Genomic DNA, 19,742 nt, shown 5'->3' with positions numbered 1-19,742 from the left:
ATGGCTTATACGTTTTCCTCTTGCCCCAATAAACCTAAAATACGTTCTAAATCCTCGTCAGAGAAAAATTCAATTTCAATTTTTCCTTTATTCTTATTCTTTTTAATATTTACTGTCGTACCAAAACGTTCACGAAGAGTATGTTCCTGTTCTTGAATAAAAATATCTTTTTTCTTTTCAGGCTTTTTTGTTTCACGTGAAACATTTTCGTTTAACTGCTGAATCAATTTTTCTAATTGCCGTACGTTTAATGACTCTTTAATTGTTTTTTCCACTACCTGAGAAAGCTTGTTTTTTTGCCTTAATCCAAGTAGGGCACGACCATGTCCCATAGAAATTTTTCCTGATGAAATTAATTCTTGAACAGCAGGAGGGAGGGACAAGAGACGGATATGATTCGCTATATGCGGCCTGCTTTTCCCTAACCGCTTCGCCACTTCTTCTTGGGTCAGTTTCAGCTTGTCCATTAACGCTTGATAAGCAGCCCCTTCTTCAATAGGATTTAAATCCTCACGCTGAAGGTTTTCAAGGACAGCTAGCTCCATCATTTGCTGTTCTGACAGTTCACGTACTACGGCAGGAATAGACTCAAGCTTCGCTTCTTTAGCTGCACGGTAGCGTCGTTCACCAACCACAATTTCATACCCTTTTATTGTTTTTCTAACTATAATAGGCTGTAATATACCGTGCTCTATGATGGACGCTTTTAATTCATCAATCGCTTCTTTTTGGAAATGTTTTCGAGGCTGGTAAGGGTTGGGACGCAAATCCTTTAGTTTAATTTCTTGGACTGTCTCTTCTTTACTGGCTTCCATGTTAAAAAATGCATTCAAGCCTTTTCCTAATCCTTTAGCCATTCGAAACCACTTCCTTTGCTAAATCTAAATATACTTCTGCACCACGGGACTTTGCATCATAACTTATAATCGGTTCCCCATGGCTTGGAGCCTCACTTAGACGTACATTTCTTGGGATAATGGTTTTATACACTTTATCCTGAAAATATTTTTTTACTTCTTCAATCACTTGAATGCCAAGGTTTGTCCTAGCATCCAACATGGTTAATAAAACGCCTTCAATTTTTAATTCTTGATTTAAATGCTTTTGTACAAGTCTTACCGTATTCAATAACTGGCTTAACCCTTCCAATGCATAATACTCACACTGAACAGGTATTAACACCGAATCAGATGCCGTTAACGCATTGATTGTCAATAAACCTAAAGAAGGGGGACAATCAATGATAATGTAATCAAATTGGTCTTTCACTTCTTCAAGAGCACGTTTTAATCGAACCTCTCTTGAAATGGTTGGAACTAGTTCAATTTCTGCTCCTGCAAGTTGAATGGTAGCCGGTATGGCATATAAATTTTCTATTGCCGTTGACTTTATAACATCCTTCGCTTCTACATCATCTACTAAAACATCGTAAATACATTGGTCTACTTCTGCCTTTTCAATTCCTATCCCACTTGTTGCATTTCCTTGTGGATCGATGTCCACAAGTAAGACACGCTTCCCAATATATGCTAAGCAGGCGCCCAGATTGACAGAGGTAGTAGTTTTGCCGACTCCGCCTTTTTGATTCGCGATTGCAAGAATTTTACCCACGATGTCACCTACCCTTTAATTCTTCCATAATATTATTCTCAAAAACTTGCATTTTCATTAGATGACTCCTAAATTGGTCGATGTCCATCTAGTAAAAACATTTAAATTCCATTCCTATATTTTAACATGAAATAGGAAGGATGTTGTTTTTTTTCAAAAAATAATCCAACAAACTCGTTGAATTTCCCAAAAAATAAAAAAGAAGAGTAAATTCAGGCAATTTTTTAATTGCCCTTACAAAAAAGAGCTGACATAATTGTCAGCCTCTTTTTATATTCCGTTATTTTTATTTTTTCTTTGGAATTCGAATAGTAAATTGATAGAAATCCTCAAATTCCTCTTCTTCAGAATCAAGCGTAATTCCGCTGTCTGATACCATTGTTAGTGATTGGCGGATGGTATTGACTGCGATTCTCATATCCTTGCTGAACGCTTTTCGCTTCGGTTTCTGCTTTTCTTTTTTTGGCTGTAATAATTTTGCAACCCGTTCTTCTGTTTGCTTAACGTTTAAATTCTTCTCCATAATTTCCGTTAACAATGCTATTTGTTTTTCCGGATCCTTCAAAGGTATTAAAGCACGGGCATGTCGTTCTGTAATCTCTTTATTTAATAACGCATCTTGAATTGGTTGCGGCAATTTTAACAAACGCAGCTTATTCGCCACTGTAGATTGTCCCTTCCCAAGTCGTTGAGCCAACGCCTCTTGGGTTAAGTTATGAAGCTCCAGCAGCTTTCCGTACGCAATGGCTTCCTCAATGGGGGACAAGTTTTCGCGCTGCAAATTTTCAATTAACGCGACAGAAGCCGTTTCTGTATCTGTCATATTTTTAACGATGGCAGGTACCTCTGTCCATCCTAATTTTTTCATTGCCCGCCAGCGGCGTTCTCCGGCGATAATTTCATATTTGCCAGCAGCAAATTCTCTAACAACGATTGGTTGAATAATTCCATGTATATGAATGGTTCGGGATAATTCTTCGATTTTTTCTTCATCAAAGACTGTTCGAGGCTGGAAACGGTTAGGAACTATTTGATTTATTGGTATTTTCTTAATTTCATCGTTTCTTTTTATATTCAGCTCTTCTTCTAGCTCTATTGTTTGATCTCCCTTATCGCCAAAGCCAAAAAAGCGTGTAAACGAATTTTTCATCCCCAACACCACCTTAAGGAAACTCCCTTATACTTATTCTCTATTCAAATAGTTTCTTCCTGCCTAGGATAACATTTTTATCCCTAAATTGTTAGTACTGCTAAGCCGAAAATGTAAGAATTACTCAATTGGTGACTTCGCCGGTGTCCCCGGTTTCCGAGGAAATTTTTTCGGTGTTTGTTTTTCCTTTTTAATAACGATGATGGTACGTTCACTTTCTTCAATCGGCAATGTAAAGGTATATTTATTTTCTATTTTCCCACCTAAAGTTGTAATCGCCTTTTGTCCCTTTTTTAGCTCCTCTTCTGCATGTAATGCTTTCAATGCTACAAAGTGTCCTCCTACCTTCACAAGAGGAAGACAAAATTCACTTAAAATCGACATTCTGGCGACAGCTCTTGCTGTAACAACATCAAAACTTTCTCGGTAAACCGGGTTTACTCCAAAAGTTTCCGCCCGGTCATGGACAAATTGAACATTGCTTAAGGATAAGACATCCGCAAGATGATTTAAAAAAGTAATCCGTTTATTCAGTGAATCAACAATGGTTAATTGCAATTCTGGAAAAACAATTTTTAAAGGAATGCTCGGAAACCCGGCACCTGCCCCTACATCACACAAACGTAACGGTTTTGCAAAATCAAAATAAAAGGCTGCTGAGATAGAATCATAAAAATGCTTTAAATAAACTTCTGGTTTTGAAGTGATGGCAGTTAAGTTTATTTTTTCATTCCACTCAACGAGAGTCTCAAAATATTTTTCAAACTGCTCCATCTGCGTGCTGGTAAGGGAAATCCCCTTATCTCTTAGACTGGTTTCAAATTGTTCAACATTCATTAAGAACTCTTCCTCACTCATTTAATCGTTGGCAATTCGTGCAATCCGCCCTTGTTCCAAGTAAACAAGTAGAATCGAAATATCAGCCGGGTTTACTCCGGAAATTCTGGAGGCTTGGGCAAGCGATAATGGTCGAATTTGTTTTAATTTTTGCTTAGCCTCGGTTGCCAATCCTGAAATTGCATCATAATCAATATTTTCAGGGATTTTTTTATCCTCCATTTTCTTCATTCGTTCAACCTGCTGTAATGATTTATCTATATAACCTTCATATTTAATTTGAATTTCGACTTGTTCCTTTACTTCGTCATCCAAATGGACTTCAGATTTTGTGAGTGTTTCCAATAATTCATAAGACATCTCAGGTCGTTTTAATAAGTCTGAAGCCCTGATACCGTCTTTTAATTCGCTTCCGCCTATGCTTCTAATTAATTCTTGGACCTCTGGCTTTGGTTTAATGATAACTGAACGAAGTCTTTCAATTTCTGTCTCAATAGCAGCTTTTTTTGCTAGAAAAGCTTGATAACGTTCTTCACTAATTAAACCAATTTTATGACCAATTTCAGTCAATCTTAGATCTGCATTATCATGACGAAGCAACAATCGGTATTCCGCTCTTGAAGTTAATAAACGGTACGGCTCATTAGTTCCCTTTGTAACAAGATCATCGATTAAGACTCCGATATAGGCATCCGAGCGACTTAATATTACCTGATCACGGCCAAGGGCATTTAATCCAGCATTGATCCCAGCCATTAATCCTTGCCCAGCCGCTTCCTCATAACCGGACGTTCCATTTATCTGCCCAGCGGTATAAAGATTTTTAACAATTTTCGTCTCTAAAGTAGGCCAAAGCTGGGTTGGCACAATAGCATCATATTCAATCGCGTATCCCGGTCTCATCATTTGCGCATTTTCAAGTCCAGGTACAGTTCTAACAATTTGATGCTGCACATCTTCCGGAAGGCTCGTAGATAAGCCCTGGACATACACTTCTTTCGTATTTCTTCCTTCTGGTTCAAGGAAAATCTGATGGCGCGGCTTGTCATTGAATCGAACCACTTTATCCTCAATTGATGGGCAGTATCGCGGACCAGTTCCTTTTATCATCCCAGAAAACATCGGGGAACGATGCAAATTTTGATCAATCAATTGATGGGTTCTCTCATTTGTATAAGTTAGCCAGCACGGCAGTTGGTCAGTAATAAATTTTGTCGTTTCATAAGAAAAAGCTCTAGGCACTTCATCGCCAGGCTGGATTTCTGTCTTACTGTAGTCAATAGTATTACTATTTACTCTAGGTGGGGTTCCTGTCTTGAAACGAACTAATTCAAAGCCTAGCTGTTCTAAATGTTCGGATAGCTTGATGGATGGTTGCTGATTGTTCGGTCCACTAGAATATTTTAATTCTCCTATAATAATTTCTCCACGTAAAAAGGTACCAGTTGTGATAACAACGGTTTTTGAGCGGTAAATAGCACCCGTTTTAGTAATAACCCCTTTACATACGCCATCTTCAACAATCAATTGCTCGACCATGCCTTGAATTAATGTCAGATTTTTTTCTTCTTCAAGTGTTTTTTTCATTTCATGCTGATAAGCAAACTTATCTGCTTGCGCTCTTAATGCACGGACTGCCGGACCTTTTCCGGTATTCAGCATTCGAATTTGAATTAAAGTTTTGTCTATGTTTTTGGCCATTTCACCACCAAGTGCATCAATTTCGCGGACTACAATCCCCTTTGCTGGTCCGCCAACGGATGGATTGCATGGCATAAAGGCCACCATATCTAAATTGATGGTAATCATTAAAGTTTTAGCGCCAAGTCTTGCCGCCGCAAGGCCAGCCTCACAACCAGCATGGCCGGCACCAACGACAATGACGTCATAATTTCCTGCTTCGTATTGCATAATTTCCTCCTTTTCCGCCCAAATCGGAAGCATTACATCAAACTTTTCCTATTTTCCTAGACAGAATTGCGAGAAGAGCTGGTCGATTAGGCTTTCGTGGACACTATCGCCAATAATCTCGCCTAACAGTTCCCATGTTCTTGTTAAATCGATTTGTACAATGTCAATCGGAGTGCCGATTTCCACGCCTTCAATGGCCTCTTCAATTGCCTTTAAGCTCTGGTTTAATAAAGCAATGTGGCGGCTATTGGAGACATAGGTAACGTCCTTTGCTTCAATTGAACCTTCAAAGAATAATGAAGCAATGGCTTCTTCTAGTTCATCCACACCTTGGTCCTCTTTGAGCGAGGTAGTAACCAATTTATAATCACTTGCTAACTCCTTTACCCTCTCCATATCAATTTTCTGAGGAAGATCGGTTTTATTGACAATGACGATGACATCCATTCCTTTAACAGCTTCAAAAAGATTTTCATCCTCTTTTGTCAATTCATCAGAGTAATTTAACACAAGCAAAATTAAATCCGCTTCTTTTAACACCTGCCGTGAACGTTCCACGCCAATTCGTTCAACAATATCCTCTGTTTCCCTAATCCCGGCAGTATCTAACAATCTGAGTGGAACACCGCGTACATTGACATATTCTTCAATGACATCACGGGTAGTACCAGGAATATCCGTCACAATTGCCTTATTTTCCTGGACAAGGCTGTTTAATAATGAAGATTTCCCTACATTCGGCCGCCCTACAATAACCGTTGATAAACCCTCGCGCAAAATCTTTCCCTGCTGGGAAGTCTGTAAAAGTTTCTTTATTTCTTCACGAACATGATTTGCTTTTGGTAACAACATCGTATGGGTCATTTCTTCTACATCATCGTACTCCGGGTAATCGATATTGACCTCAATATGGGCGAGTATTTCCAAGATTTCTTGCCGTAGTCTTTGAATTAGCTTCGAAAGTCGTCCTTCCATTTGTCCTAATGCCAAATTCATTGCCCGGTCCGTTTTAGCACGGATTAAATCCATAACTGCCTCTGCCTGAGATAAATCTATTCGGCCATTTAAAAATGCGCGTTTTGTAAATTCTCCAGGTTCTGCTAGCCTTGCGCCATGATTTAATACCAGTTGAAGCACACGATTCACTGATACAATTCCACCATGGCAATTTATTTCAACTACATCCTCTTTTGTAAAAGTTTTAGGTCCTCTCATTAGAGAGAGCATTACCTCTTCTATCACTTGACCACTATTCGGGTCGACCAAATGGCCATAGTGAATAGTATGGGATGCCATCTCTGATAACTTTTTGCCGCTCTTACTTTTAAATATTTCCTCCGCAATCGGAATAGCTTGATCTCCACTTAAACGGACGATCGCAATCGCTCCTTCGCCCATAGGCGTCGAGATCGCGGCAATTGTATCAAAGTCCATTTTCTTCACCTCACATATAACGATCTATCTATAATAAATGATTTTTTCGTCTCAAAGAAATAGAATACCATAAAAATTCCCCTCTTTGGAGCAAACAGCCCTTGACTATCCACAACGAACAAAATTCCTTGTACTATTTTAACTTATCCACATGTGAATAACAATAAAACAAAATACGCAGTAAAAGTTATTCACAGACTGTAATTTCTACTAATAAAGTTTCAGGAAGCCACTCTTCCTCGGTTCATTTCACTTTAAAAAGGGACAAAAAAACATCCTATCAATCGATAGGATGTTTAAAGTTTCATATTATTTCGTTTTCACTGGAGAGATAACTACATGTCGATGCGGTTCAATTCCATCTGATAAGGTTTTTACTTGTTTGTTATCAGCTAAAGCAGTATGAATCACTTTTCTCTCATAGGAAGGCATAGGCTCAAGTGCAACATCTTGTCCTGTTTTAATTGCCTTTTGAGCCAAGCGATTCGCTAACTGGATAAGGGTTTCACTTCTTCTGTTTCGATAATCTTCCGCATCCAGTATCACTGTTAAATATTGATCGGAATAGCGGTTGATAACCAGCTGTGTTAAATATTGAAGCGAATTTAGCGTTTGGCCACGTTTTCCGATCAAAAGAGCAATTTTCTCACCACTTAACATAAAATGCACCTGTTTACCATCACGTTTTACTTCAATTTCAACTGGCGCTCCCATTTGGCTACTTACTTGTTTTAAAAACTTCGTTGCTTCTTCAATCGGATCAAGGCTGAGTGTAACTTTGACTACAGCCGGACGTGAACCAAAAATGCCGAAAATCCCTTTTTTCCCTTCATCAATAATGTGTACTTCTGCGCGGTCTTTTGTAGTTTTTAATTGAGCTAAAGCTGATTTTACTGCTTCTTCGACGGTTTGCCCTGTAGCAGTGACCTGTTTCACTTTTTTGCTCCTCCCGCTTTGCCGGCAGCTTGTGCCTTTAGCTCCGGACCTTTAATAAAATAGGTTTGAACAATCATAAAAATATTACCAATTACCCAATACAATGATAAGGCTGCCGGGAAGTTAAGTGCAAAGATGACAATCATGATCGGCATCATCCAAACCATCATGGCCATTTGTGGATTCTGGTTTGTCGTGCCAGCCATCATCATTTTTTGTTGGATAAATGTCGTAATACCAGCAATAATCGGCAATAAGAAGAGTGGGTCTTTTTCCCCTAAATCGAACCATAGGAAATTATGCTCGGCAATTTCCCTCGTTCTCATAATCGCATGGTAAAAACCAATTAAAATCGGCATTTGAATTAATAAAGGGAAGCAACCGGCCATCGGATTAACCCCATGCTTTTGGAAAAGTGCCATCGTTTCTTGCTGCAGTTTTTGTTGTGTTTTGGCATCTTTAGAACTATACTTTTCACGAAGTGCCTGCAATTCCGGTTGAAGAGCCTGCATAGCTTTTGAACTTTTTGTCTGCTTAATCATCAAAGGCAATATAGCTAACCGAATAAGGATTGTGACAACGATAATCGAAAAGCCAAAGCTGCCTCCAAGTAATTCCGCACACTTCACAATGAGCCAAGATAATGGATAAACAATATATTCATTCCAAAATCCGGTACTTTCAGCCGTTATTGGCTTATTTACTTCTGTACAGCCCGCTAAAAGCAGTACTGACATGATTCCAAATATAAGTAATATTCGCTTTTTCAACCAGTTTTTCCTCCTTGCATCTATAATTAAAACTGTTTATGTAAGAATAATTTCAAAAATATTTTAACATGTGATATAGAAACTTGTCTCTTTATAGTAGTAAAATAACTTGTTTTTCATCCTAATTATCGCCTATTTATCTTTCTCTAAAACCTTGCCAACCTTCAGTACATGAGTCAGACTTTTTTTTACCTCTGACATATCCATTTCTGCAGCTGGTTTTCTGGCAATAATTACATAGTCATATCCTTGTTTTAGTTGATCCTTGAGTTCAAAAATAGATTGTCGAATATATCTTTTAATTCGATTCCTTGTTACGGCATTACCCAATTTTTTGCTGACTGATAAGCCAATTCGAAAAGCATCCTGTCCCACTTTTTCCAATGAATAGACAACAAATTGTCGATTTGCAAACGAACGCCCCTTTTGGAACACCGCTTGAAAATCTTGATTTTTTTTGATTCTCAACTCTTTTCTCATCTTTAAACACCTTCAGCCGATTTAGAGTCCTACACTATTTGCTCTAATCAACATTTTTAGCAAACAATCCATATATAACACGTACTAATGCGAAAAAAGACCACTGAGACGTTTCAGTGGTCTAAGCTGATAATACTTTTCTTCCTTTACGACGACGGCGCGCAAGAACTTTACGTCCGTTTGCTGTGCTCATACGTTTACGGAAACCGTGAACTTTGCTATGCTTGCGCTTATTTGGTTGATACGTTCTTTTCATATATGACACCTCCCTAGAGGAATAGCCCTCAATTCATTACAAATTGACAGTCTTATTTATTATAAAGATGTCTGCTTAAAATTGTCAACCTGGTTCCCTCTCATATCTATCTATCAAAGTTTTCCTTCTTAACAAAAAATACACTGCTCCTGGATCAATAATTCCTATGTAAATTCTTCAAAAATATGTGGATAAAAAATCGACATATTTTTTAATATCCACACAAGATATTGACAGGTTTTTCACAAAATATCAACCTGTGGACAATTTTTATTCACACGTTGCGACACTTGTGGATAAACTTTGAAAAACCATTGCGCACCTAACTATTATTTGATATTATATTTGTGTTTTCACTCTTAATAACTTTATTCCAAAATCTTGATATCCACAGAATGTGGATAATGTGTTAGTAAGTTATTCCGAGGCTCTGTAAAAACTTGTCCACAAGTAGTGGATATTGTCGAAACTCCACTTTATTTCCTTATTATATGTTTTCCACAATCACTGTTATGCATATTTATAAATTCATAGGTTCTGCTCTTTAGATAGTGATATTTTTTCAGGATAACTTTTATCGAATAAAATTATTGGTAAAAGCAAAACTCCATTAATAATCATATTTTCTAGGGAGTAAGGCGGAAAACACAAAATAGATATTGTTATAGGCTAAAAAAGGAGGGAAACTAGTTGGAAAATATTGCGGATCTTTGGCATGCAGCACTTGCAAAGATTGAAAAAAAAATAAGCAAGCCCAGTTTTGATACATGGCTAAAATCAACCAAGGCTCATTCCCTTCAAGGTGATCTGCTTGTCATAACAGCCCCAAATGAATTTGCACGTGACTGGCTGGAGGAACGATACTCTAAGCTAATCTCTGGGATTCTTTATGATATTACGGGGGAAGAATTATCTGTAAAATTCATCATTCCGCAAAATCAAAAAGAGGAGGAATTTGATATCCCAACTCCTCCAAAAAAAGTAAAAAAAGATGATGATCACATTGAATTTCCTTCAAATATATTAAATTCAAAATACACATTTGATACATTTGTAATTGGTTCCGGGAACCGTTTTGCCCATGCAGCATCCCTTGCTGTAGCCGAAGCACCAGCAAAAGCCTATAATCCGCTCTTTATTTACGGTGGAGTCGGCTTAGGAAAAACACATTTAATGCATGCCATTGGCCACTATGTATTAGATCATAATCCTTCCGCTAAAGTGGTTTATTTATCGTCGGAAAAATTTACAAATGAATTTATTAACTCCATTCGTGACAATCGAGCTGAAAGCTTTCGTAATAAATATCGAAATGTCGATGTCCTGCTAATAGATGATATTCAGTTTTTAGCAGGAAAAGAATCAACACAAGAGGAATTTTTCCATACGTTCAATAGTTTGCATGAAGAAAGCAAACAAATTGTTATCTCTAGTGACCGGCCACCAAGAGAAATCCCTACATTGGAAGACCGCTTGCGATCTAGGTTTGAATGGGGATTAATAACGGATATTACTCCTCCTGACCTTGAAACAAGAATTGCGATTTTAAGAAAAAAAGCAAAAGCAGAAGGTTTAGATATTCCAAACGAAGTGATGCTTTATATCGCTAATCAAATTGATTCCAACATACGTGAACTTGAAGGGGCTCTTATCCGTGTGGTTGCCTATTCCTCATTAATTAACAAAGATATTAATGCAGATTTGGCAGCTGAAGCACTTAAAGATATTATTCCAAGTTCAAAGCCAAAGGTTATTACCATTCATGATATTCAGAAAGCTGTTGGAGAACTGTTTAATGTGAAACTGGAAGATTTCAAAGCGAAAAAGCGGACAAAGTCTATTGCTTTTCCACGTCAAATTGCCATGTATTTATCCCGTGAATTAACGGATTATTCTTTACCTAAAATAGGAGAAGAATTTGGAGGACGTGATCATACAACAGTAATCCATGCTCATGAAAAAATTTCTAAGCTCCTTCAATCTGATGCCCAGCTACAAAAACAATTAAAAGAATTGAATGAGATGTTAAAAATTTAATCATAAAGTGTCTGGCTGCTGTCGACTAGAAGCATAAAGCCACGGCGCTTTTCGTTTGTTTAACATGTGAATAACTTTTTTCAATATGTGCACAGTCTGTCCACATGTGGATAGGCTGTCTTTCCGTTAAAAAAAGGAGTTATCCACATGTTAACAACTCCTACTAGTACTTCTACTTTTTTTTAAAAAATTATTATATGTATTTCTACTAAAAAATATGCCGAAAACGGAGGATTTAAACATGAAATTTATAATCCAACGAGACCGTCTGGTTCAAAGTGTTCAAGATGTAATGAAGGCTGTCACAACTAGAACAACAATCCCGATCTTAACAGGAATTAAAATTACGACAACAAATGAAGGAGTCACTTTAACTGGTAGCGATTCTGATATATCTATTGAATCATTTATTCCCAAAGAAGAAGAAAGCAATGAAATTGTTGAAATTAAAGAGACTGGATCAATTGTTCTCCAAGCAAAATTTTTTAGTGAAATCGTAAAAAAGCTTCCTACTGATACAGTTGAAATTGAAGTACATGGTTCACTACAAACAGTGATTCGTTCTGGTAAATCAGAGTTTAACTTGATTGGCCTTGACGCAGAAGAATATCCACACCTACCACAAATAGAAGAAAATAATAAATTCCATATTCCAACGGATTTGTTAAAAGCAATGATCCGTCAAACTCATTTTGCAGTATCTACTTCAGAAACTCGACCAATCTTGACAGGTGTAAACTGGAGAATTGAAAATGGGGAATTAACCTGTATTGCAACAGACAGCCACCGTCTTGCCCTCCGAAAGGCAAAAATTGAAGCTGAAAATAACGAATCTTATAATGTAGTTATTCCTGGAAAAAGCTTAAATGAGTTAAGCAAAATTATTGATGATAATAATGAATTAATCGATATTGTCATTACAGAAAATCAAATTTTATTTAAAGCGAAACATTTGCTCTTCTTCTCTAGATTATTAGAAGGAAATTACCCTGATACTTCAAGATTAATTCCGACAGAAAGTAAAACAGATGTAATAGTTAATACGAAGGAATTTCTTCAAGCGATTGACCGTGCTTCTCTCCTTGCAAGGGAAGGAAGAAATAATGTCGTTAAGCTTTCTACAATCGATCATGGTATTATCGAAATCTCCTCTAATTCACCTGAAATTGGGAAAGTCGTAGAAGAAATCCAAAGTGAGGCAATTGAAGGAGAGGACTTAAAAATATCCTTTAGTGCGAAATATATGATGGATGCTCTAAAAGCTTTGGAAGGAACGGATATCCGTATCAGTTTTACTGGAGCTATGCGTCCATTCTTAATCCGTCCGCTACATGATGAAACGATACTACAGCTGATTTTACCTGTAAGAACCTATTAATTTTAAATTAAATTTATATAAATTCTTTTTATATGCCGCCTCACTCTAGGCGGCATTCTTTGCAGTTTTTTTGTTAATTTTTGAATTAAGGATGAAAATTTAGTAAAATAAAGTATTGAGACTTTACGAGAATTATTAGATGAATGTGGGTGAAAAAGTGCCTGAGAAAATAAAGCTAGATACCGAGTTTATTACATTGGGACAATTTTTAAAGCTCGCAGATGTGATTCAAACTGGCGGAATGGCCAAATGGTTTTTAAGTGAACATGAAGTGTTCATAAATGGTGAACAGGACCAAAGAAGAGGAAGAAAACTTCGTTCCGGAGATATAGTCCAAATCCCTGGCTTTGGGGAGTTTCTGATTACTGACTAATAAAGGACGACTTTACATGTTTATAGAATCGCTTGTTTTAAAAAATTACCGGAATTACCCTGAATTGTCGATTGAATTTGAGAATAAAGTCAATGTCATCCTGGGTGAAAATGCTCAAGGTAAAACAAATGTGATGGAATCGATTTATGTTTTAGCTATGGCCAAATCCCATCGGACTTCAAATGACAAAGATCTCATTCGTTGGGATGAAGATTATGCTAAAATAGAGGGAAGGGTCCAAAAACATCACAGTGCCTTGCCATTGGAATTGGTCATTTCCAAAAAAGGCAAAAAGGCAAAACTAAACCATATTGAACAACAAAAGTTAAGCCAATATGTTGGAAATATGAACGTAGTCATGTTTGCTCCAGAGGATCTCAACCTTGTAAAAGGAAGCCCACAGGTCCGAAGACGATTTATTGATATGGAAATCGGACAGATCTCTCCTGTTTATTTACATGATATGAGTCAATATCAAAAAGTACTACAACAGCGCAATCATTTTTTAAAAATGCTGCAAAGTAAAAAGGAAACAAATCAAACCATGCTTGAGGTTTTAACGGAACAATTTATCCAAATGGCTGTGAAAATTGTTTCGAAAAGATTTGAATTTCTCCAATTACTTGAAAAGTGGGCAAAGCCCATTCATCAGGGAATCTCAAGAGGGTTAGAAACGCTTGAAATAAACTACAAACCGTCTGTTGAGGTATTAGAAGGCCAAGATTTGTCGAAAATGGTAACAAGTTTTATGGAAAAATTTGAAAAGGTTAGATCCAGGGAAATTGAACGTGGGACCACACTTTTTGGCCCCCACCGGGATGATATCGTGTTTCATGTCAATGAAAGAGATGTTCAGACATTTGGATCTCAAGGTCAGCAGCGAACAACAGCACTCTCTGTTAAACTAGCTGAAATTGAATTAATTCATGCGGAAATTGGAGAATACCCAATACTTCTGTTGGACGATGTATTATCAGAATTAGATGATTATCGCCAATCACACCTATTAAATACGATTCAAGGAAAGGTACAAACCTTTGTTACAACGACTAGTGTTGACGGAATTGATCATCAAACATTAAAAGAAGCCTCTACATTTGTAGTTACATCCGGCAATATTAAGAAAAGTGATTGAGGTGCTATATGTATATCCATATCGGGGAAGATCTTAATATTAGGTTAAAAGATATTATTGCTATACTAGATAAAGATAGCACGGAAAATTCAGAGTCGATGGAAGAATTCTTTCAATATCACCAAAAAGAGGTTATTAACCTATCCAAAAAAAGAACCAAATCAATTGTGATTACCGTTGATAAGATCTATTTATCCCCGATTGCCTCAGGAACGTTAAAAAAACGTTCCAGCCAAATGTATTTACAGGAATTTTAATATTATTATTTTTTCAAAACTATAGATTCATAAGGCAGAAAGTGCAGGTGAAATAAGTGACAATGGATCAAAAAGCCGTACAGGAACAAGCATATGATGCTAATCAGATACAAGTGTTGGAGGGTCTTGAAGCTGTCCGAAAAAGACCGGGGATGTATATAGGGTCAACAAGCAGTAAAGGTCTCCACCATCTCGTTTGGGAAATTGTAGATAATAGTATTGATGAAGCTCTTGCGGGTTACTGTACCGAAATCAATGTCACAATTGGAGAAGATAACAGCATTACGGTAAAAGATAATGGCCGTGGGATTCCGGTCGGTATCCATGAAAAAATGGGCCGCCCTGCGGTGGAGGTTATCATGACTGTTCTTCATGCCGGCGGTAAATTTGGTGGCGGGGGTTACAAGGTATCCGGAGGACTCCATGGTGTGGGTGCTTCTGTTGTTAATGCTCTCTCTACCTATTTGGAAGTGTTTGTTCATCGTGAGGGAAAAATTCATTATCAAAAATATGAACGGGGCGTTCCAGTAACCGACTTGAAGGTAATCGGAGAGACTGACAAAACTGGAACGATTACTCATTTTAAGCCAGATGGAGAAATCTTTACTGAAACATTAGTATATGATTATGACATTCTTGCTACTCGATTGCGTGAACTTGCTTTCCTTAATCGTGGAATAAAAATTACGATTGAAGATAAAAGAGTGGAAAATAAACATAATGAGTATTATTACGAGGGCGGAATTAAATCCTATGTAGAACACTTAAACCGTACGAAGGAAGTTATTCATGAAGAACCAATCTACATGGAGGGCGAACGGGACGGAATTAGTGTAGAAGTAGCCCTTCAATATAATGATGGCTATACTGATAATATTTATTCTTTTGCCAATAATATTCACACTTATGAGGGCGGTACCCATGAATCTGGCTTTAAAACAGCCTTAACGAGGGTTATTAATGATTATGCCCGCAAAAATGGGATCATTAAAGAAAATGATTCAAATTTATCAGGTGAAGATGTTCGCGAAGGATTAACGGCAATTGTTTCAATTAAGCACCCAGATCCGCAGTTTGAGGGACAGACTAAGACCAAACTTGGTAATTCTGAAGTTAGAGCCATTACAGACACGATTTTTGCAAGTTCTTTCGAAAAGTTTTTACTCGAAAACCCAACAGTTGCAAGAAAGATCGTTGAAAAAGGTTTAATGGCAGCTCGTGCCCGAATTGCGGCCAAAAAAGCAAGGGAATTAACAAGACGAAAAAGCGCCTTAGAGGTTTCAAGTTTACCAGGGAAATTAGCCGATTGTACTTCTAAAGACCCTGCTGAAAGCGAATTATATATCGTTGAGGGTGATTCAGCTGGAGGTTCTGCTAAGCAAGGCCGTGATCGCTTATTCCAAGCAATTTTGCCGCTTAGAGGTAAGATTCTCAATGTAGAAAAAGCCCGACTTGACAAGATTCTTTCTAATAATGAAGTAAGAGCTATGATAACTGCTATTGGAACAGGAATTGGTGAAGATTTCGATATTTCTAAAGCACGTTATCATAAAATTGTCATCATGACCGATGCGGATGTTGATGGTGCTCATATTCGGACACTATTGTTAACATTCTTCTATCGTTATATGAGAAAAATTATTGAAGCAGGCTATGTCTACATTGCACAGCCGCCCCTTTATAAAGTACAACAAGGAAAAAGAGTTGAATATGCCTATAATGAAAAGGACCTGGAACGGATATTTGCTGAATTGCCAAGCCAGCCAAAACCTAATATTCAGCGGTATAAAGGGTTAGGTGAAATGAATCCAGAACAGTTATGGGAAACAACAATGGATCCAGCAAACAGAACGATGTTGCAGGTCAGTCTTGAGGATGCAATTGAGGCCGATGAAACCTTTGATATGCTAATGGGCGAAAAAGTAGAGCCGCGCCGTAATTTTATTGAAGAAAATGCTCAATATGTAAAGAATTTAGATATATAACAAAGGGAAAAAAAGGGTAGAGCTTTCTATCCTCCTTTTTCTTTTTGGTAATCCATAAAGGAGGTACCAAATATGGCTGATACACCAAATTCTCAAATAAAAGAGATTAATATTAGTCAGGAAATGAAGTCTTCCTTCCTTGACTATGCTATGAGTGTTATTGTCTCACGTGCTCTTCCGGACGTTCGTGACGGGTTAAAGCCGGTTCACCGCCGTATTCTTTATGCTATGCATGATCTTGGAATACATGCAGACAAACCATATAAAAAGTCAGCCCGTATAGTTGGGGATGTTATCGGTAAATATCACCCTCATGGTGATTCGGCTGTTTATGAAACAATGGTTCGGATGGCCCAAGATTTTAACTATCGGTATATGCTTGTTGACGGTCATGGGAACTTCGGTTCTGTTGACGGTGATGCTGCTGCTGCGATGCGATATACTGAGTCGAGAATGTCCAAAATTTCCATGGAATTATTAAGAGATATTAACAAAGATACAATTGATTATCAAGATAACTATGATGGTGAGGAAAAGGAACCTGTAGTATTGCCAGCAAGATTCCCTAACCTATTAGTAAATGGAACAACCGGAATTGCTGTAGGTATGGCGACTAACATCCCTCCTCACCAGCTCGGCGAAGTAATTGACGCGGTTTTAGCAGTGAGCCGTGATCCTGAGATTACCACACAGGAATTGATGGAGATTATCCCTGGTCCTGACTTTCCTACTGGTGGGATTATCCTTGGACGCAGCGGTATTCGTAAAGCATATGATACCGGCCGTGGCTCCATCTCATTAAGAGCTAAGGTGGAAATAGAGCAAAAATCAAATGGTAAAGAAGTTATTATTGTTAAGGAATTACCATATCAAGTCAACAAAGCAAAGCTGATTGAAAAAATTGCTGAGTTAGCCCGTGATAAAAAAATTGATGGAATTACTGATTTACGTGATGAATCCGACCGCAGGGGTATGCGAATTGTTATTGAAGTACGGAAAGATGCAAACGCGAATGTGCTGTTAAATAATTTATACAAACAAACAGCCATGCAAACTAGTTTCGGAATTAACACATTGGCGCTTGTGAATGGTCAGCCGAAAGTGTTAACTCTAAAGCAATGTTTGTTGCATTATTTAGATCATCAAAAGGTTGTTATTCGCAGAAGAACAGAGTTTGAGTTGCGTAAGGCGGAAGCTCGCGCTCATATTTTGGAAGGTTTGCGTATTGCACTAGACCATTTAGATGCAGTTATAACATTAATCCGTAATTCACAAACGACTGATATTGCACGTGAAGGATTAATGAGAGAATTTAATTTATCAGAAAAACAGGCACAAGCGATCCTTGATATGCGCCTACAGCGCTTAACCGGATTGGAAAGAGAGAAAATTGAAGAAGAATATCAAAGTCTAGTAAAGTTGATTTCTGAATTAAAAGCGATTCTCGCAGATGAAGAAAAAATTCTCGATATTATCCGTGAAGAACTGCTAGAAATAAAAGAGCGTTATAATGATACACGCCGTACAGAAATTGCGGCAGGAGGAGTTGAAAATATTGAAGATGAGGATTTAATTCCTCGTGAAAATATTGTCATTACTCTAACTCATAACGGCTATATCAAACGTCTTCCTGTATCCACTTATCGTGCCCAAAAACGAGGTGGACGTGGAGTTCAGGGAATGGGAACAAATGAAGATGACTTTGTTGAACATTTAATCACGACTTCTACCCATGATACAATCTTGTTCTTTACGAATAAAGGAAAAGTATACCGTTCCAAAGGGTATGATATACCTGAATTTAGCCGGACAGCCAAAGGAATTCCGATTATTAACCTACTTGGAATTGAAAAGGGAGAATGGGTTAACGCGATCATACCAGTTGAGGAATTTGTCGATAATTGGTATCTATTCTTTACTACAAAAGATGGGATTTCAAAACGTTCTCCATTGTCATCATTTGCTCATATCCGTAATAATGGCTTAATTGCTCTAAATCTTCGAGAAGGTGATGAATTAATATCTGTTCGCTTAACAGATGGAAATAAGGATATCATTATTGGAACCAAAAAAGGTATGCTGATTCGCTTTGCGGAAACAGAAGTTAGATCCATGGGCCGTACGGCTACCGGAGTCAAGGGGATTACTCTTGACAGTGATGATGAAGTTGTCGGCATGGAAGTGTTAGAAGAAAATAATGATATACTAATTGTTACGAAGAATGGATATGGAAAACGGACCCCTGCTTCTGAATATCGGATTCAAGGAAGAGGGGGTAAAGGAATAAAAACATGCCATATAACTGAGAAAAATGGAGAGCTTGTTTCTGTACGTACGGTAACGGGTGAAGAAGATTTAATGCTCATTACCACAAGTGGTGTGTTAATCCGTATTGATGTTGCGGGAATTTCTCAATTAGGCCGAAACACTCAAGGTGTGAAGCTTATTACCCTGAAGGAAAGTGAAAATGAATCTGTCGCAACAGTAGCTAAGGTAGAAAAGGAAGAGAAGGAAGAAGATCAAGAAAACACAAGTGACCAATAATATTGAAAAACGGAAATCAGTATTTCCGAGGGTGGAGAGCTTATTTGAAAGGAGCACTTTTAGTGTTCCTTTTTTTATAAGATTAAAAAAGGAACTCATTGACTTCGAAAAATGGCTATACAAGTGCCTTAGCTGTGAGACGTCTGCCCTTAGCTTCTCACCGTACGATTCTTTTAATTGAATCTAACTGTTTTCTTTTATTTGAGTTGGAAAGTATTATATGAAAGATGCAGAAGTGTTTGTTCAATTTTAATAAAAAAAATGAAAAAAGTATGTTGACTTCCACTAGAAACGGTGATATATTAATAGAGTCGCTTCTGAGCGATAGATAAATTGATCTTTGAAAACTAAACAACCAAAAACGTCAACAAATTACAACATTCGTTTCTATTGAAACGAAGCCAACGTTAATTTTGTGAGCTAAATCAACTTTTTTGGAGAGTTTGATCCTGGCTCAGGACGAACGCTGGCGGCGTGCCTAATACATGCAAGTCGAGCGGACCAATAGAAGCTTGCTTCTATTGGTTAGCGGCGGACGGGTGAGTAACACGTGGGCAACCTGCCTGTAAGACTGGGATAACTTCGGGAAACCGGAGCTAATACCGGATAATTCATCCCCTCGCATGAGGGGGTGCTGAAAGTCGGTTC

At 37.7% G+C, this 19,742-nt stretch carries 17 protein-coding genes and 1 rRNA gene; 8 read left to right on the top strand and 10 right to left on the bottom strand.

The window, feature by feature from the left end:
- Positions 1–5: 5 nt before the first annotated feature.
- From GZA11_RS13115 to rpmH, 10 genes are all read right to left on the bottom strand, one after another.
- The gene (locus GZA11_RS13115) at positions 6–857 is read right to left on the bottom strand and encodes a ParB/RepB/Spo0J family partition protein (protein ID WP_038538137.1); all 852 of its coding nucleotides are present in this window, start codon (positions 855–857) and stop codon (positions 6–8) included.
- The gene (locus GZA11_RS13110; RefSeq protein WP_038538140.1) at positions 850–1,611 is read right to left on the bottom strand and encodes a ParA family protein; all 762 of its coding nucleotides are present in this window, start codon (positions 1,609–1,611) and stop codon (positions 850–852) included. The genes GZA11_RS13115 and GZA11_RS13110 overlap by 8 nt, the downstream gene beginning before the upstream one ends.
- 286 nt (positions 1,612–1,897) lie before the next feature.
- Positions 1,898–2,761, bottom strand: coding sequence for a nucleoid occlusion protein (noc, locus tag GZA11_RS13105; RefSeq protein WP_038538143.1), 864 nt, complete (start codon positions 2,759–2,761; stop codon positions 1,898–1,900).
- 120 nt (positions 2,762–2,881) lie between these two features.
- Positions 2,882–3,598: a 16S rRNA (guanine(527)-N(7))-methyltransferase RsmG gene (rsmG, locus tag GZA11_RS13100; RefSeq protein ID WP_038538146.1), complete on the bottom strand. Its 717-nt coding sequence runs from the start codon at positions 3,596–3,598 to the stop codon at positions 2,882–2,884.
- Positions 3,599–3,619: 21 nt separating this feature from the next.
- On the bottom strand, positions 3,620–5,509 hold the full coding sequence (gene mnmG, locus GZA11_RS13095) for a tRNA uridine-5-carboxymethylaminomethyl(34) synthesis enzyme MnmG (RefSeq protein ID WP_038541999.1): 1,890 nt from the start codon (positions 5,507–5,509) through the stop codon (positions 3,620–3,622).
- A 48-nt stretch (positions 5,510–5,557) separates the two neighbouring features.
- Positions 5,558–6,943, bottom strand: a complete 1,386-nt coding sequence (gene mnmE, locus GZA11_RS13090; protein WP_163184156.1) for a tRNA uridine-5-carboxymethylaminomethyl(34) synthesis GTPase MnmE — start codon at positions 6,941–6,943, stop codon at positions 5,558–5,560.
- A gap of 309 nt (positions 6,944–7,252) precedes the next feature.
- The gene (gene jag, locus GZA11_RS13085) at positions 7,253–7,879 is read right to left on the bottom strand and encodes an RNA-binding cell elongation regulator Jag/EloR (RefSeq protein WP_038538152.1); all 627 of its coding nucleotides are present in this window, start codon (positions 7,877–7,879) and stop codon (positions 7,253–7,255) included.
- Positions 7,876–8,616 (bottom strand): YidC family membrane integrase SpoIIIJ, encoded by a 741-nt coding sequence (spoIIIJ, locus tag GZA11_RS13080; RefSeq protein WP_374718396.1) that lies wholly within the window; start codon positions 8,614–8,616, stop codon positions 7,876–7,878. Before spoIIIJ ends, jag begins: the two co-directional genes overlap by 4 nt.
- A gap of 165 nt (positions 8,617–8,781) precedes the next feature.
- Positions 8,782–9,129 carry a ribonuclease P protein component gene (gene rnpA, locus GZA11_RS13075; protein ID WP_038538158.1) on the bottom strand — a complete coding sequence of 116 codons (348 nt, stop codon included), beginning with the start codon at positions 9,127–9,129 and terminating at the stop codon, positions 8,782–8,784.
- Positions 9,130–9,250: 121 nt separating this feature from the next.
- Positions 9,251–9,385 (bottom strand): 50S ribosomal protein L34, encoded by a 135-nt coding sequence (rpmH, locus tag GZA11_RS13070; protein ID WP_038538161.1) that lies wholly within the window; start codon positions 9,383–9,385, stop codon positions 9,251–9,253.
- Positions 9,386–10,075: 690 nt separating this feature from the next.
- On the opposite strand from rpmH, the gene dnaA reads away from it, so the two are divergent.
- The 8 genes from dnaA to GZA11_RS13030 all read left to right on the top strand — a co-directional run.
- Positions 10,076–11,422 (top strand): chromosomal replication initiator protein DnaA, encoded by a 1,347-nt coding sequence (gene dnaA / locus GZA11_RS13065; protein WP_038538164.1) that lies wholly within the window; start codon positions 10,076–10,078, stop codon positions 11,420–11,422.
- Between the two features lie 241 nt (positions 11,423–11,663).
- Positions 11,664–12,800 (top strand): DNA polymerase III subunit beta, encoded by a 1,137-nt coding sequence (dnaN, locus tag GZA11_RS13060; RefSeq protein ID WP_038538167.1) that lies wholly within the window; start codon positions 11,664–11,666, stop codon positions 12,798–12,800.
- A gap of 139 nt (positions 12,801–12,939) precedes the next feature.
- Positions 12,940–13,173, top strand: coding sequence for a S4 domain-containing protein YaaA (gene yaaA, locus GZA11_RS13055; protein ID WP_205597531.1), 234 nt, complete (start codon positions 12,940–12,942; stop codon positions 13,171–13,173).
- A 16-nt stretch (positions 13,174–13,189) separates the two neighbouring features.
- Positions 13,190–14,308: a DNA replication/repair protein RecF gene (gene recF / locus GZA11_RS13050; RefSeq protein WP_038538173.1), complete on the top strand. Its 1,119-nt coding sequence runs from the start codon at positions 13,190–13,192 to the stop codon at positions 14,306–14,308.
- Positions 14,309–14,316: 8 nt separating this feature from the next.
- Positions 14,317–14,565 carry an extracellular matrix regulator RemB gene (gene remB, locus GZA11_RS13045; RefSeq protein ID WP_163184154.1) on the top strand — a complete coding sequence of 83 codons (249 nt, stop codon included), beginning with the start codon at positions 14,317–14,319 and terminating at the stop codon, positions 14,563–14,565.
- Positions 14,566–14,627: 62 nt separating this feature from the next.
- Positions 14,628–16,550 carry a DNA topoisomerase (ATP-hydrolyzing) subunit B gene (gene gyrB / locus GZA11_RS13040; RefSeq protein ID WP_163184164.1) on the top strand — a complete coding sequence of 641 codons (1,923 nt, stop codon included), beginning with the start codon at positions 14,628–14,630 and terminating at the stop codon, positions 16,548–16,550.
- 72 nt (positions 16,551–16,622) lie between these two features.
- The gene (gene gyrA / locus GZA11_RS13035) at positions 16,623–19,094 is read left to right on the top strand and encodes a DNA gyrase subunit A (protein WP_163184152.1); all 2,472 of its coding nucleotides are present in this window, start codon (positions 16,623–16,625) and stop codon (positions 19,092–19,094) included.
- Positions 19,095–19,525: 431 nt separating this feature from the next.
- Positions 19,526–19,742, top strand: a 16S ribosomal RNA gene (locus GZA11_RS13030); the annotation flags it as partial.

The organism is Neobacillus sedimentimangrovi, from assembly GCF_010614825.1.
Lineage (GTDB): Bacteria > Bacillota > Bacilli > Bacillales > Cytobacillaceae > Neobacillus > Neobacillus thermocopriae.
The sequence above is the reverse complement of the archived record's forward strand: the minus strand, read 5'-3'. Positions and strand labels throughout refer to the sequence as shown.

Excerpts from the sequence above, each read along its gene's own strand:
- noc (WP_038538143.1), bottom strand. The coding sequence starts at position 2,761 with ATGAAAAATTCGTTTACACGCTTTTTTGGCTTTGGCGATAAGGGAGAT.
- rnpA (WP_038538158.1), bottom strand. The coding sequence starts at position 9,129 with ATGAGAAAAGAGTTGAGAATCAAAAAAAATCAAGATTTTCAAGCGGTG.
- gyrA (WP_163184152.1), top strand. The coding sequence starts at position 16,623 with ATGGCTGATACACCAAATTCTCAAATAAAAGAGATTAATATTAGTCAG.
- GZA11_RS13115 (WP_038538137.1), bottom strand. The coding sequence starts at position 857 with ATGGCTAAAGGATTAGGAAAAGGCTTGAATGCATTTTTTAACATGGAA.
- mnmE (WP_163184156.1), bottom strand. The coding sequence starts at position 6,943 with ATGGACTTTGATACAATTGCCGCGATCTCGACGCCTATGGGCGAAGGA.
- remB (WP_163184154.1), top strand. The coding sequence starts at position 14,317 with ATGTATATCCATATCGGGGAAGATCTTAATATTAGGTTAAAAGATATT.
- rsmG (WP_038538146.1), bottom strand. The coding sequence starts at position 3,598 with ATGAATGTTGAACAATTTGAAACCAGTCTAAGAGATAAGGGGATTTCC.
- rpmH (WP_038538161.1), bottom strand. The coding sequence starts at position 9,385 with ATGAAAAGAACGTATCAACCAAATAAGCGCAAGCATAGCAAAGTTCAC.
- mnmG (WP_038541999.1), bottom strand. The coding sequence starts at position 5,509 with ATGCAATACGAAGCAGGAAATTATGACGTCATTGTCGTTGGTGCCGGC.
- recF (WP_038538173.1), top strand. The coding sequence starts at position 13,190 with ATGTTTATAGAATCGCTTGTTTTAAAAAATTACCGGAATTACCCTGAA.
- yaaA (WP_205597531.1), top strand. The coding sequence starts at position 12,940 with ATGAATGTGGGTGAAAAAGTGCCTGAGAAAATAAAGCTAGATACCGAG.
- gyrB (WP_163184164.1), top strand. The coding sequence starts at position 14,628 with ATGGATCAAAAAGCCGTACAGGAACAAGCATATGATGCTAATCAGATA.
- dnaN (WP_038538167.1), top strand. The coding sequence starts at position 11,664 with ATGAAATTTATAATCCAACGAGACCGTCTGGTTCAAAGTGTTCAAGAT.
- spoIIIJ (WP_374718396.1), bottom strand. The coding sequence starts at position 8,616 with ATGTCAGTACTGCTTTTAGCGGGCTGTACAGAAGTAAATAAGCCAATA.